Source organism: Shinella zoogloeoides (assembly GCF_022682305.1).
Taxonomy (GTDB): Bacteria; Pseudomonadota; Alphaproteobacteria; order Rhizobiales; family Rhizobiaceae; genus Shinella; species Shinella zoogloeoides_B.
Genome location: NZ_CP093528.1, coordinates 2,633,834 through 2,646,991, shown reverse-complemented (window position 1 = coordinate 2,646,991; position 13,158 = coordinate 2,633,834). Strand labels below are relative to the sequence as shown.

The 13,158-nt window shown below is 63.6% G+C and carries 11 protein-coding genes; 7 read left to right on the top strand and 4 right to left on the bottom strand.

The genetic code is table 11. The features are described from left to right. Window positions 1–10: 10 nt before the first annotated feature. A complete protein-coding gene (locus MOE34_RS13215; protein ID WP_242217580.1) occupies window positions 11–1,015 on the bottom strand; it encodes a LysR family transcriptional regulator in 1,005 nt (334 codons plus the stop codon). 253 nt (window positions 1,016–1,268) lie between these two features. Between MOE34_RS13215 and chvE the strand changes: the two genes are divergently transcribed. The 6 genes from chvE to MOE34_RS13185 all read left to right on the top strand — a co-directional run bounded on the left by chvE (window position 1,269) and on the right by MOE34_RS13185 (window position 8,711). Then, entirely contained in the window at window positions 1,269–2,342 is a 1,074-nt protein-coding gene (chvE, locus tag MOE34_RS13210; protein ID WP_242217579.1) for a multiple monosaccharide ABC transporter substrate-binding protein, read from the top strand. Window positions 2,343–2,467: 125 nt separating this feature from the next. Beyond that, the gene (gene mmsA / locus MOE34_RS13205) at window positions 2,468–4,003 is read left to right on the top strand and encodes a multiple monosaccharide ABC transporter ATP-binding protein (protein WP_242217578.1); all 1,536 of its coding nucleotides are present in this window, start codon (window positions 2,468–2,470) and stop codon (window positions 4,001–4,003) included. Beyond that, the gene (mmsB, locus tag MOE34_RS13200) at window positions 4,003–5,211 is read left to right on the top strand and encodes a multiple monosaccharide ABC transporter permease (RefSeq protein WP_242217576.1); all 1,209 of its coding nucleotides are present in this window, start codon (window positions 4,003–4,005) and stop codon (window positions 5,209–5,211) included. Before mmsA ends, mmsB begins: the two co-directional genes overlap by 1 nt. Before the next feature lie 127 nt (window positions 5,212–5,338). After that, a complete protein-coding gene (araD1, locus tag MOE34_RS13195) occupies window positions 5,339–6,334 on the top strand; it encodes an AraD1 family protein (RefSeq protein WP_242217574.1) in 996 nt (331 codons plus the stop codon). 57 nt (window positions 6,335–6,391) lie between these two features. Beyond that, window positions 6,392–7,825, top strand: a complete 1,434-nt coding sequence (locus tag MOE34_RS13190) for an aldehyde dehydrogenase family protein (protein WP_242217572.1) — start codon at window positions 6,392–6,394, stop codon at window positions 7,823–7,825. Window positions 7,826–8,051: 226 nt separating this feature from the next. After that, window positions 8,052–8,711, top strand: coding sequence for a hypothetical protein (locus MOE34_RS13185; protein WP_242217570.1), 660 nt, complete (start codon window positions 8,052–8,054; stop codon window positions 8,709–8,711). A 16-nt stretch (window positions 8,712–8,727) separates the two neighbouring features. Here MOE34_RS13185 and MOE34_RS13180 read toward each other — a convergent pair whose 3' ends face one another. Genes MOE34_RS13180 through MOE34_RS13170 form a run of 3 tightly spaced genes read right to left on the bottom strand, consistent with a single transcriptional unit; the run spans window position 8,728 to window position 11,907 of the window. Then, entirely contained in the window at window positions 8,728–9,552 is an 825-nt protein-coding gene (locus MOE34_RS13180) for a transglutaminase family protein (protein ID WP_242217568.1), read from the bottom strand. Window positions 9,553–9,566: 14 nt separating this feature from the next. Further along, on the bottom strand, window positions 9,567–10,508 hold the full coding sequence (locus tag MOE34_RS13175; RefSeq protein ID WP_242217566.1) for an alpha-E domain-containing protein: 942 nt from the start codon (window positions 10,506–10,508) through the stop codon (window positions 9,567–9,569). A gap of 4 nt (window positions 10,509–10,512) precedes the next feature. Then, complete coding sequence (locus tag MOE34_RS13170) at window positions 10,513–11,907, bottom strand: circularly permuted type 2 ATP-grasp protein (protein WP_242223994.1); 1,395 nt, start codon at window positions 11,905–11,907, stop codon at window positions 10,513–10,515. Between the two features lie 313 nt (window positions 11,908–12,220). On the opposite strand from MOE34_RS13170, the gene MOE34_RS13165 reads away from it, so the two are divergent. Next, a complete protein-coding gene (locus MOE34_RS13165) occupies window positions 12,221–13,105 on the top strand; it encodes a DMT family transporter (RefSeq protein ID WP_242217564.1) in 885 nt (294 codons plus the stop codon). Window positions 13,106–13,158: the final 53 nt, after the last annotated feature.

Below are 13,158 nucleotides of genomic sequence, written 5' to 3'. Positions count from 1 at the left end.
CTTCCTCCACTCAGTCCGGCGCGACCATCCGGCTTCGCTGCCAGATGAGATCATAGAGCAGTTTGGCGCTCGGTGGGAGCGCCCGGCCTTTGACCGAGATGAGGCTGTAGGGCTTGATGTCGATCTCGAAATCCGTGTCGAGGATGACGATCTCGCCCGCCTGCGCGCCGACATCCGCGACGAAATTCGCCATGTCGCGGGCGACGGGGGCAATGGCGTTCGAGCCGCAGACGATGGCGGTGGTGAGCAGGATCGACGATGTGTTGACGACGGTCGCGGGCAGCGGCACGCCGGCCGCGATGAACAGTTCCTCGATCCGCCGCCGCAGCAGCGTGCCCGCCGGCTGGAACACCCAGTCGTAGCCCGGCAGGTCGGCAAGGCCGACGGCGGGCTTTTCCGTCAGCGGATGGCCCTTGCGCACGATAAGACAGGCCTTCTCGATGCCGATCTCGGTGACGTTGAAGAGGCGGGGATTGAGGTCATCCGGCACGCGGGCGATGATGAAATCCTGCCGTGCGGCGAGCAGTTCGCGGGCAAGCACGTTGCTCGTTTCCACGCGCACATTCACCTCGATGCCCGGATAGGCGGCGCTGACCTGCTGGATCGCCGGCACGGCGAGGCTGATGGCCGGGGCCGTCACCGAACCGAGGAAGACCGAGCCGCCGGTGCCCGATTTCAGCGCTGAAAGCTCGCGATCGACCTCGCGCAGCTCAAGCAGGATAGTGCGCGCCCGGCGGGCGAAGGCCCGGCCGAACGCGGTGAGCGTGACGCCGCGCGAGACGCGCTCGCAAAGCTGGGCCTTGAGGATCGTCTCCATTTCCGTCAGCATGCGCGAGGCGGCGGGCTGGGATATGTTGAGCGCATCGGCCGCCGCGCTCACCTGCTTGTGCGCCTCGATGGCCACGATCATGCGCAGGTGACTGAGCTTCAGCCCGCTGCGCAGGAGGCCGACCCCCTCCAGGCTGTCGAGGCTCTCGTCGGGGAGGAACTGATCTCCGGTGTCGTCAAGGCGCATGGGTCTCGTATCCGTAAAAATAGTATATTTCCTCCATAACATATCAACTATGGTATCGATTTAGAAGTTCATTGCATTTGACAGGTATGGCAATTCGGTAGACGTTGCGCGAATGTGCGCTGGGGGCTTTGGGAGTGGGGCCGGCGGGTTTCCATCCGTCCAGCCGAGGCCACCGCCTGACGGCGACCCCATCGCGCACAGAACAATGCCTGGCTGCAATCTCGGCCAGTGCGCACAAGGGAGAGACCTTTCAATGAAAATGATCACTTCGCTTCTCGCCGCCGCTGCCATCAGCGTCGCGTCGTTCGTTGCGCCGTCCTTTGCCCAGGACAAGGGCGTGGTTGGCATCTCCATGCCCACCAAGACCTCGACCCGCTGGATTTCCGACGGCGAGACGATGGAAAAGCTGTTCAAGGAAGCCGGTTACACGCCGGACCTGCAATTCGCTGACGACGACATTCCGAACCAGCTCGCCCAGATCGAGAACATGGTCACCAAGGGCGCCAAGGTCCTGGTCATCGGTGCCATCGACGGCACGACGCTCTCCGACATTCTCCAGAAGGCTGCCGACGCCGGCGTGAAGGTCATCGCCTACGACCGCCTCATCCGCGACTCGGGCAACGTCAATTACTATGCCACCTTCGACAACTTCCAGGTCGGCGTCCTGCAGGCCACCAGCCTCGTCGACGGCCTGAAGGCCAAGTTCCCGGACACCAAGCCGTGGAACGTCGAGCTGTTCGGTGGTTCGCCGGACGACAACAACGCCTTCTTCTTCTATGACGGCGCGATGTCGGTCCTCCAGCCGCTGATCGATAGCGGCGCGATCGTCGTCAAGTCGGGCCAGACCGGCATGGAAACCGTCGGCACGCTGCGCTGGGACGGTGCCGTCGCGCAGGCCCGCATGGAAAACCTGCTCTCCTCGACCTACACCGATGGCCGCGTCGATGGCGTCCTGTCGCCCTATGACGGCCTCTCCATCGGCATTCTGTCGGCCCTGAAGGGCGTCGGCTACGGCTCGGGCGACCAGCCGATGGCTGTCGTCACCGGTCAGGACGCCGAGCTTCCGTCCGTCAAGTCGATCCTGGCTGACGAACAGTACTCGACGATCTTCAAGGACACGCGCGAACTCGCCAAGGTCACGGTCGGCATGGTCAACGCGATCATGGAAGGCAAGGAGCCGGAAGTGAACGACACCAAGACCTACGACAACGGCGTCAAGGTCATTCCGTCCTACCTCCTGAAGCCCGTCGCCGTCGACAAGTCCAATGCCGAGAAGATCCTCGTCACGGACTCGGCCTACTACACGGCCGACCAGCTCAAGAACTGATCGTTCTCTCATCACTCTCCGGGGGTTCGCGTCCTGTGCGCGAACCCTCTTTTCTCCGGATCGCAGAGCGACTAGGCTCGATTCCGCCGCCTAGATGACGGCGGAAGGCCGCTGGAAACTGGTATATGAGCAAAACCCTTCTGGAAATGCGTGGCATCACGAAGACGTTCCCCGGCGTGAAGGCGCTGAACAACGTCAACCTGAAGGTCCGCGAAGGCGAAATCCACGCGCTTGTCGGTGAGAACGGCGCCGGCAAATCCACCCTCATGAAAGTGTTGAGCGGCGTCTATCCGGCCGGCTCCTACGAGGGCGAAATCCATTTCGACGGCGAAGTGCGCCGTTTCTCCACGATCTCCGACAGCGAGCATCTGGGCATCATCATCATCCATCAGGAGCTGGCGCTTGTGCCGCTGCTCTCGATTGCGGAAAACATCTTCCTCGGCAACGAGGTCGCGACGAACGGTATCATCGACTGGAAGAAGGCGTTCCGCCGCACGCAGGAACTGCTCGACAAGGTCGGCCTCAAGGAGCCGCCGGGCACGCTGATCACCGATATCGGCGTCGGCAAGCAGCAGCTCGTGGAGATCGCCAAGGCGCTGTCGAAGAAGGTGCGCCTGCTCATCCTCGACGAGCCGACGGCCTCGCTCAACGAGAAGGACTCCGACGCGCTGCTGAAGCTGCTCATGGAGTTCCGCACGCAGGGCATGACCTCCATCATCATCTCGCACAAGCTGAACGAGATCAAAAAGGTCGCCGACCAGATCACCATCCTGCGCGACGGCGGCACGGTGGAGACGCTCGACTGTCACCACGAGGACATTTCGGAAGACCGCATCATCAAGGGCATGGTCGGCCGCGAGATGGAAGACCGCTACCCGCCGCGCGACCCGAAGATCGGTGAGACGCTGCTGGAAGTGAAGAACTGGAACGTCTTCCACCAGCAGCACCGCGACCGGCAGTTCCTGCACGATATCAGCTTCAGCGTGCGCGCCGGCGAAGTCGTCGGCATCGCCGGCCTGATGGGCGCAGGGCGCACCGAGACGGCGATGAGCCTCTTCGGCAAGAGCTGGGGCCACAGGATCACCGGCGACGTCACCATGCGCGGCAAGCCGGTGGATGTGAGCACGATCCCCAAGGCCATCGACGCCGGCCTTGCCTATGTGACCGAGGACCGCAAGCATCTCGGCCTCGTGCTGATCGACAACATCATGCACAACACGACGCTCGCCAATCTCAAGGCGGTTTCGAGGGCGACCGTGATCGACACGCATGAGGAGGCCAAGGTTGCCTCGGGCTACCGCCAGAAGCTGCGCATCCGCTCGCATTCGATCTATCAGGAGACGGTCAATCTTTCGGGCGGCAACCAGCAGAAGGTTGTGCTGTCGAAGTGGCTCTTCACCAATCCCGAGGTTCTGATCCTCGATGAACCGACACGCGGCATCGATGTCGGCGCGAAGTTCGAAATCTATTCCATCATCAACCAGCTTGCCGCCGAGGGCAAGGGCATCCTGATGATCTCGTCGGAGATGCCGGAACTGCTCGGGACCTGCGATCGCATCTATGTCATGAACGAAGGACGCATCGTGGCCGAGCTTTCCAAGGCGGAAGCAAGCCAGGAATCCATCATGCGCGCCATCATGCGCTCCGGGGAGAAACACTAATGTCCACCGATACCGCGACCAAGACGACCCAGCCTTCGGTGGGGGAATATCTCAGGAAGAACATCCGTGAATACGGCCTGCTCGTTGCACTGGTCGTGATCATGATCTTCTTCCAGGTCATCACCAACGGCGTGCTTTTCCGCCCGGTCAACATCACCAACCTGGTGCTGCAGAACTCGTTCATCGTCATCATGGCGCTGGGCATGCTGCTGATCATCGTGGCGGGGCATATCGACCTGTCGGTCGGCTCCATCGTCGCCTTTATCGGTGCCATATCGGCGATCATGCTGGTGAAATGGGGGCTGCCGGCCATCGTGGTCGTGCCGCTCTGCATTATCGTCGGCGCCGTCATGGGCGCGGCGCAGGGCTACTGGGTCGCCTATCAGAAGATACCGTCCTTCATCGTGACGCTCGCGGGCATGCTCGTCTTCCGCGGCATGACCTATGTCGTGCTCGGCGGCCGCCCGGTCGGTCCGTTCCCGAAGGAGTTCCAGATCCTCTCCACGGGCTTCGTGCCGGATTTCCTGTCGATCACCGACCCGGCCACCAGCCTCATCAAGAACTATTTCGCCCTCGTCGTCGTGCTGGCGCTCGTCGCCTACGCCATCTATGCGGGCCTTCGCGAGCGGCGCATGAACGCGCTGCATGAGACCGAGAACGAGCCTTTCGCGTTCTTCGCCGTGCAAATGGCGATCATCAGCGCCGTGGCGATCTTCCTCGGCTTCCAGCTCTCGACCTATCGCGGCCTGCCGAACGTCCTCGTCGTCATGGGCGTCCTGATCGCGCTCTATACGTTCGTGACGACCCGCACCACCATCGGCCGGCGCATCTACGCCATGGGCGGCAACGAGAAGGCGGCGAAGCTTTCGGGCATCAATACCGAGCGGCTGACCTTCTACACCTTCGTCAACATGGGCGCGCTTGCCGCGCTCGCCGGCATGATCATCGCGGCCCGCCTCAACTCGGCGACGCCGAAGGCCGGCGTCGGCTTCGAGCTGGACGTGATCGCGGCCTGCTTCATCGGCGGGGCCTCGGCTTCCGGCGGCGTGGGCAAGATCACCGGCGCGGTGATCGGCGCCTTCATCATGGGTGTGATGAACAACGGCATGTCGATCATGGGCATCGGCATCGACTACCAGCAGCTCATCAAGGGCCTGGTGCTGCTCGCCGCCGTGTTCTTCGACGTCTACAACAAGAACAAGGGCTGACCGGGAACCGGTCAGCCGCAATATCGCAAACGTGTTTGACCGGCCGCGGATGTGGCCAGAGCGGGGACCTTCGTTCGCCGCAAGTGCGGAGCTTTGTCGTCAGGCCCGCTGATGGAAGGAAACGGAAATGCTGATTTCGCAGGTAGGGAATGCCGATGGTTCGATCACCGTGGTCGTGCGCGAGGAGGGCGGCAGGGGCCGTGCGGTGAAGGGTGCGGAGAGTGTCTATGCGCTCGCCATGGAAGCGGCCGATGGCGGGAAATCGCTGAAGGCGGCCGTCGAGGCCAGAGGGCTTGGCGATGAAGTCGATCTCGATGCGGCCTATGCCGAGGGCCGGCTGCTGTCGCCGATCACGCATCCCGATGCCGCGCACCTGCACCTGACGGGTACGGGCCTCACCCATCTGGGCTCCGCCGCAACGCGCGATTCCATGCACAAGAAGACTTCGGAAGCCGCCGAGGAGACGCTGACGGACTCCATGAAGATGTTCCGCATGGGTCTTGAGAACGGCAAGCCGAAGGCCGGCGAGAAGGGTGTGCAGCCGGAATGGTTCTACAAGGGCAACGGCACCCAGGCCGTCGCGCCGGGCAGCGCGCTGACCTCGCCCTCCTTCGCGCTCGACGGCGGCGAGGAGCCGGAAATGGCCGGTATCTACGTCATCGCCTCCGATGGTTCGCCGTTCCGCATCGGCTTTGCCGTGTCGAACGAATTCTCCGACCATGTGACGGAGCGGATCAACTATCTCTACCTCGCCCATTCCAAGCTGCGGCAGGCGAGCTTCGGCCCGGAAATCCGCGTCGGCGCCGCGCCGGATGATATCCGCGGCTTCTCGCGCATCGTGCGCGGCGGCAAGGTTCTCTGGGAAAAGCCCTTCGTCTCCGGCGAGGCGAACATGTCCCATACCTTCGCCAATCTCGAATACCATCACTTCAAGTACGGCCTGTTCCGTGCGCCCGGCGATATCCATGTCCATATGTTCGGCACGGCGACGCTCTCCTTCGGCGATGGCATCCGCACGGAAGCGGGCGATGTGTTCGAGATCGGCGCGGACGGTTTCGGCCTGCCGCTGCGCAATCCGCTGGCTGTCGCCAAAGAAGAAGAGATTGTCATCCGCCAATTGTAATTTGCGCGGCAACCCGGTTCTATCGGGTCCGCAGATGACAGACAGGAGGCCTCGGCCATGACTATCCATCAGAACCTTATCGCCGGCGAATGGGTCGGCTCGGATTCGATCCGCAATATCAACCCGTCCAACACGAACGATGTCGTGGGCGAATATGCCCGCGCCTCGGCTGAGGACGCCAAGGCAGCCATCGCAGCGGCCAAGGCGGCGTTCCCGGCCTGGTCGCGCTCGGGCATCCTCGAGCGCCACGCCATCCTGCGCAAGACGGCGGATGAAATCCTCGCGCGCAAGGACGAGCTTGGCCGCCTCCTGTCGCGTGAGGAAGGCAAGACGCTGGCGGAGGGCATCGGCGAGACGGTGCGCGCTGGCCAGATCTTCGATTTCTTCGCGGGCGAGTGCCTGCGCCTTGCCGGCGAGGCGCTGCCCTCGGTACGCCCGAACATCGGCGTCGAAATCACCCGCGAGCCGGTCGGCGTCGTCGGCATCATCACGCCGTGGAACTTCCCCATTGCCATTCCGGCGTGGAAGATCGCGCCGGCGCTCTGCTACGGCAACACCGTCGTCTTCAAGCCGGCCGAGCTGGTGCCGGGCTGCTCCTGGGCCATCGTCGATATCCTCGTGCGCGCCGGCCTGCCGAAGGGCGTGCTAAACCTCGTGATGGGCAAGGGCTCCGTCGTCGGCCAGACCATGCTCGACAGCCCGGATGTGCACGCCATCACCTTCACCGGCTCCACCGGCACCGGCAAGCGCGTCGCCGCCGCCTCCGTCGAGCATAACCGCAAGTACCAGCTCGAAATGGGCGGCAAGAACCCCTTCGTCGTGCTGGACGATGCGGACCTCACCGTTGCCGTGGAAGCCGCCGTCAACTCGGCCTTCTTCTCCACCGGCCAGCGCTGCACGGCCTCCTCGCGCGTCATCGTGACGGAAGGCATCCATGACCGCTTCGTCGCTGCCGTCGGCGAGCGCCTCAAGGGTGTCGTCGTGGACGATGCGCTGAAGGCCGGCACGCATATCGGCCCGGTCGTCGATGAGAGCCAGCTCAAGCAGGATACGGACTATATCGAGATTGGCCGGAAGGAAGGCGCCAAGCTTGCCTTCGGCGGCGAGCTTCTGAAACGCGATACGCCCGGCTTCTACCTCGCTCCCGCGCTCTTCACGGAAGCGACCAACGACATGCGCATCTCGCGCGAGGAGATCTTCGGTCCCGTCGCCGCGGTTATCCGCGTGAAGGATTATGAGGAAGCGCTGGCTGTCGCAAACGACACACCCTTCGGCCTGTCCTCCGGCATCGCCACGACGAGCCTCAAGCATGCGACGCATTTCAAGCGCAATGCGGAAGCCGGCATGGTCATGGTCAACCTGCCGACGGCGGGCGTCGATTTCCACGTGCCTTTCGGTGGGCGCAAGGGGTCGTCCCACGGCTCGCGTGAACAGGGCCGCTACGCCAACGAGTTCTACACGACCGTCAAGACCGCCTATACGCTGGCGTAAGGCGGCGGCGCTGCCACATTGATCATCGGTTTTCGGGCGCGACCGAGTAAGGCCGCGCCCGATCTGTATCGGGGCGGCACAGCGCGGCGCTCGCGGTGCACGTGCGAAAACGCTTCCTTTCCCTTATCCGGCGATCCGCCTGGCGGCGCGGGAACCCTGGACGCGGCGCAACCTTTCGTTATGCGGTGCCGATCCATCCCGGACCGGCCGATGATGGGAGGCTTCCATGTTTGCAGCATCGAATGCGGTATCGATCCCCAGGCTTTCGGCGGTCGTGTTGACGGCGATAGTTCTTGCCGTGCCTGTCCATGCGGGCGCACAGGACAAGGGCGGCCTCAGTGTCGGCCTCGGGGTGAGCCTCGGCAGCGTGAGGACCGGGGCCAATGCTACGGTTGGCGGCAGCGGCGGTCTTGCGGGTGTGCGGGCGGGCGCCAGCGTCGGTGGCGCGCGGGGCGTCAATGCCGGCGTCCGGGCGAATGTCGGCGGTTCGAAAGGGCTTGCCGATTCTGATGCCACCGCCTCGATCGGTGGCGGCAGCGGCGTGAATGCCCGCGCCAAGGTCGATGTCGGTGGGACGCGCGGCCTTGTGGATGCGGATATCGACGCCACGGTCGGCGGCGCGGGAGGGCTTGGTGCAACTGTTGATGCGACTGTCGGCGGTGGGAGCCTGCTCGATGCGAATATCGGCCTTGGCGTCGGGCGCGATGGCGTTTCTCCCGGCGGCAACAGCATCACGAGAGCCGACCGGCAGATGCTGCAAGCGTTCTCGCAGCTTCCCCGCCGTGACCGTATCCAGATGATCAAGCGTTGCCGCGGCATCGGCAGCGGCGGATATGACGCCGCGCTGGTGAACCTCTGCCGCCTGCTCCAGATGGCCTCCCGGTAGGTGAGGGCTGCGGCCTTCAGCTCTGGCTTTGCGACTGGCTCTGGCTGGCGGTCGGCTCGACGGTGATGGAAACGCTCATCGTCTCGGCCGCCTTGCCCATCACCATGCCGGAAACGGGTGCGGCGTCCTTGTAGTCGAGGCCGGTCGAAAGCCGGACATAGCGCGCGTCCGGGCAGATGTTGTTCGCCGCGTCGAAACCGACCCAGCCGAGGCCCTGCAGGTGCACTTCCGCCCAGGCGTGGCTTGCCGTCTGCTCCGGCGCGTCCATCAGCAGGTAGCCGGAGACGTAGCGGGCGGGAATGCCGAGATGGCGTGCGACGGACAGCACGATATGCGCATGGTCCTGGCAGACGCCCTGTTTCTTCTCCAGCGCCTGCTCGGCCGTCGTGTCGGTGGCGGTTTCGCCCGGTTTGTAGGCGACGGTCTCGTGGATTGCGGCCATCAGCGCATGCATGCGCGCCAGTTCATTCTCGCCCGTCGCGGCCTTTGCGAGGTCGCGGATCAGCTTGCCGGGCCTGGTCAGCGGCGTTTCGCGAAGGAAGAGCCACAGCGGCACGAAACCCTGATGCGGGCCGAAGACGCCGGCCCGGTCCTCCGTCTCCACCTCGCCCTCGGCGACGATGCGGATCGCCACCTGCTCGCCATCCGTGCTGACGAGATCGACATGGTTGCCGAAATGGTCGCTGTAGCCGGCTTCGAGACGGGCGCCGTGCACGGTGGTCTTCCAGTCGCGCACGATCTGGCCCGGCTGGCTCTTCGGCGTCAGCCGCAGCCTTTGCAGGGAATATTGCACCGGATCGTCGTAGCGGTATTCGGTCGTGTGGCTGATCTTCAGTCGCATCGCGAACCCTCGGCCTAACGGTAGAAGCGGTAGCCCTCGGAGATTTCTTCCCCGAGGCGGTTGTTGTGCACGATGAACTCCTCGATGAATTCGTGGAGGCCCTGTTCCATGATGTCCTCCATGCTGCGGCTGCGCAGCAACATCAGCGTCGAGGAGGCCGTCTCGTGCGCGGCGTGCTTCTCGCCGTAGCTCTTGGCGAGGTAGCCGAGATTGCTGACGATCTTGTCGTAGCTATAGGCGAGCGAGCGCGGCATGCGGTCGTTGAGGATGAGGAAGTCCGCGATGTTCGCCGGCGAATAATCGCCGTCATAGACCCAGCTATAGGAGCGGTGCGCCGAGACGGAGCGCAGGATGGATTCCCACTGCTTGTTGTCGAGCGACGAGCCGACCTTGGCGATGGCGGGCAGCAGCACGTAGTATTTCACGTCGAGGATGCGGGCGGTATTGTCCGCCTGCTCGATGAAGGTGCCGATGCGCGAGAAATTGTAGATGTCGTCGCGCAGCATCGTGCCGTGGAAGGCGCCGCGGATGAGGCCGGCGCGCCGCTTGATCGTGTCGATGATCTCCGGCATGTCGGCGGGCTTGGCGCGCTTGGCGAGGATCTGCTTCAGCTCGATCCAGCACTCGTTCGTCGCTTCCCAGGTCTCGCGCGTCAGCGCCGTGCGCACCATGCGGGCGTTGTTGCGCGCGGACTCGATGCAGGACATGACGCTCGACGGGTTGGAGCGGTCGCGCAGCAGGTAGTCGATGGCGTCGGCGCTCGTCAGCTTGTCGTGCACGCTGTCGAAATCCTCGCGCACGCCGGCGCTTTGCAGCACGCCGTCCCAGTCCTCGTCGGAGGAGCCGGAGCGTGTCAGCGCCATGCGCAGGCCCGCGTCGATGAGGCGGGCGATATTCTCGCCCCGCTCGATATAGCGGGACATCCAGTAGAGGCCGTTGGCAGTTCTTCCCAGCATCGGCTCAGTCCTCCAGAACCCAGGTGTCCTTCGTGCCGCCGCCCTGGCTGGAGTTCACCACCAGCGAGCCTTCCTTCAGCGCCACGCGGGTCAGCCCGCCGGGAATGATCTGCACCTTGTCGGAAACGAGCACATAGGGCCGAAGATCGACGTGACGGGGCGCGATGCCCTTCTTCACGAGGATCGGGACCGTGGAGAGCGAGAGCGTCGGCTGGGCGATGTAGTTCGCCGGTCGGGCCTTCAGCTTTTCGGCGAAGGCCGCGCATTCCTTCTTCGAGGCGGTGGGGCCGACGAGCATGCCGTAGCCGCCCGAGCCGTGCACTTCCTTGACGACGAGTTCGCTGAGGTGCTCCAGCACGTATTTCAGGCTGTCCTCCTCCGAGCAGCGCCACGTCGGCACGTTCTCCAGGATCGCCTTGCGCCCCGTGTAGAATTCCACGATCTCGGGCATGTAGGAATAGATCGCCTTGTCGTCGGAAATGCCGGTGCCGGGGGCGTTGGCGATGGTGATGTTGCCGGCCTTGTAGACATCCATGATGCCGGGAATGCCGAGGGCGGAATCCGGCCGGAAGGTGAGGGGGTCGAGGAAGTCGTCGTCGACGCGGCGATAGAGCACGTCGATGGCCTCGTAGCCGCGGGTGGTGCGCATCTTCACCTTGCCGTCGACGACGCGCAGGTCCGAGCCTTCGACCAGCTCCACGCCCATCATGTCGGCGAGGAAGGCGTGTTCGTAATAGGCGGAGTTGAAGATGCCGGGCGTCAGCACCGCGACGCGCGGTTTTCCCGAACAGCCGGGCGGCGCGAGTGAGGCGAGGCTCTGGCGCAGCAGTTTCGGGTAGTCCTCGACCGGGCGCACCTTGTTGAGGTGAAACAGCTCCGGGAACATCTGCATCATGGTTTCCCGGTTCTCCAGCATGTAGCTGACGCCGGACGGGGTGCGGGCATTGTCCTCCAGAACGTAGAACTGGTCCTCGCCGGTGCGCACGATGTCGGTGCCGACGATGTGGGTATAGACGCCGCCCGGCGGCTTGAAGCCGATCATCTGCGGCAGGAACGCCTCGTTGCGCTCGATCAGTTCGCGCGGGATGCGGCCCGCCTTGATGATTTCCTGCTTGTGGTAGATGTCGTCGAGGAAGGCGTTGAGGGCGATGACCCGCTGCTCGATGCCCTGGGCCAGCTTGCGCCATTCCCGGCCAGAGATGATGCGCGGTATGATGTCGAAGGGGATGAGTTTTTCGGAACTGTCTGCGTGTCCGTAGACCGCGAAGGTGATGCCGGTTTTTCGAAAGAGGTTTTCGGCGTCTCTCGATTTGGCGATCAGGCGCGCCCGATCCTGTGCTTCGTACCATTCATGGTAGTTCTGATACGGCTGCCGCGAACCGGAGTCCGCATTCATCATTTCGTCAAATGCCAAAGGCGTGTTCCCCATTTTCCGTCATTTGAGTACAAGATCTGGGGCAATGCAAGAACCATGCTCAATTAGCGGGAAAGAATTCTCACACCGCTTTGAGTGCGCGGAAACCGGCCGGCGCGACGGTTTTTCGAGAGGTGTCGCCCACACCGGCGCATCGCTCTGCCGAAACGGTGGGCAGATGCCGAAAGCATGGTCACCGATGGCTTTGTCTGAACCTAAGCATCAAGGAAATTCCTTTGACCATCAAAGGGGCAGGCCCTAACGCTCGCGCATTGCTTGTCGTGCTGCCGGAAATCCCATGTCCCTCGATCGCCTGGCTCCGGCCATTTTCGTCCTGCTTTGGTCCACGGGTTGGGTCGTCGCCAAGTTCGCGGCCCTGCTTTCGGAGCCGCTGACCTTCCTGTGCATCCGCTATCTCACCGCGGCCGTCCTGTTCGCGGGGCTTTGCGTTGCGTCCGGTGCCTCCTGGCCGCGCGACGGACGCACCGTCCTGCACGCCATCGTCTCCGGTGTTTTCCTGCACGGTATCTATCTCGGCGCGGTCTGGTGGGCGATCGGCGAGGGCGTGCCGGCGGCGCTGTCCTCGATCATCGCCGCGCTCCAGCCGCTGATGACGGCGCTGGCGGCACCGTTCTTCATCGGCGAGCGGTTGAGCGTCACGCAGAAGCTTGGCCTCTGTCTCGGCTTTTTCGGCGTGCTCATCGCCGTGCTGCCGAAATTCTTCGGTCAGGGCGCGGCGGAAATCCCGGCCCTCGCCATCCTCGTCAACATGCTCGGCATGGCCGCCGTGACCTACGGCACGATCTATCAGAAGCAGCACCTCCAGACCGGCGACATTCGCGCCGTCGCCACGCTGCAATATGTCGGTGCGCTGATCGTCACGCTGCCTCTCGCACTCGGTCTCGAAACCCCGCATGTCGAGATAAGCTTTGCTTTTTTCGCGCTGCTTGCCTGGTCGGTGCTCGGCATCTCGATGGGGGCGATCCTGCTGTTGCTCTACCTCATTCGCCGCGGACAGGTCTCGCGCGCGGCCTCGCTCATCTATCTGGTGCCGCCCATCGCGGCGCTGCAGGCGGCCGCGATTTTTGGTGAGGAGCTGACGGTTCCGATGATCCTCGGCACGGTGATCGTGGTGGCGGGGGTGTACCTTACCAATCGCAAGGATGTGGCGCCGGCCGAGTGAGGGTGCATAAACGAAAACGGCGGGCCGAAGCCCGCCGTTTCCTCATTCCAATG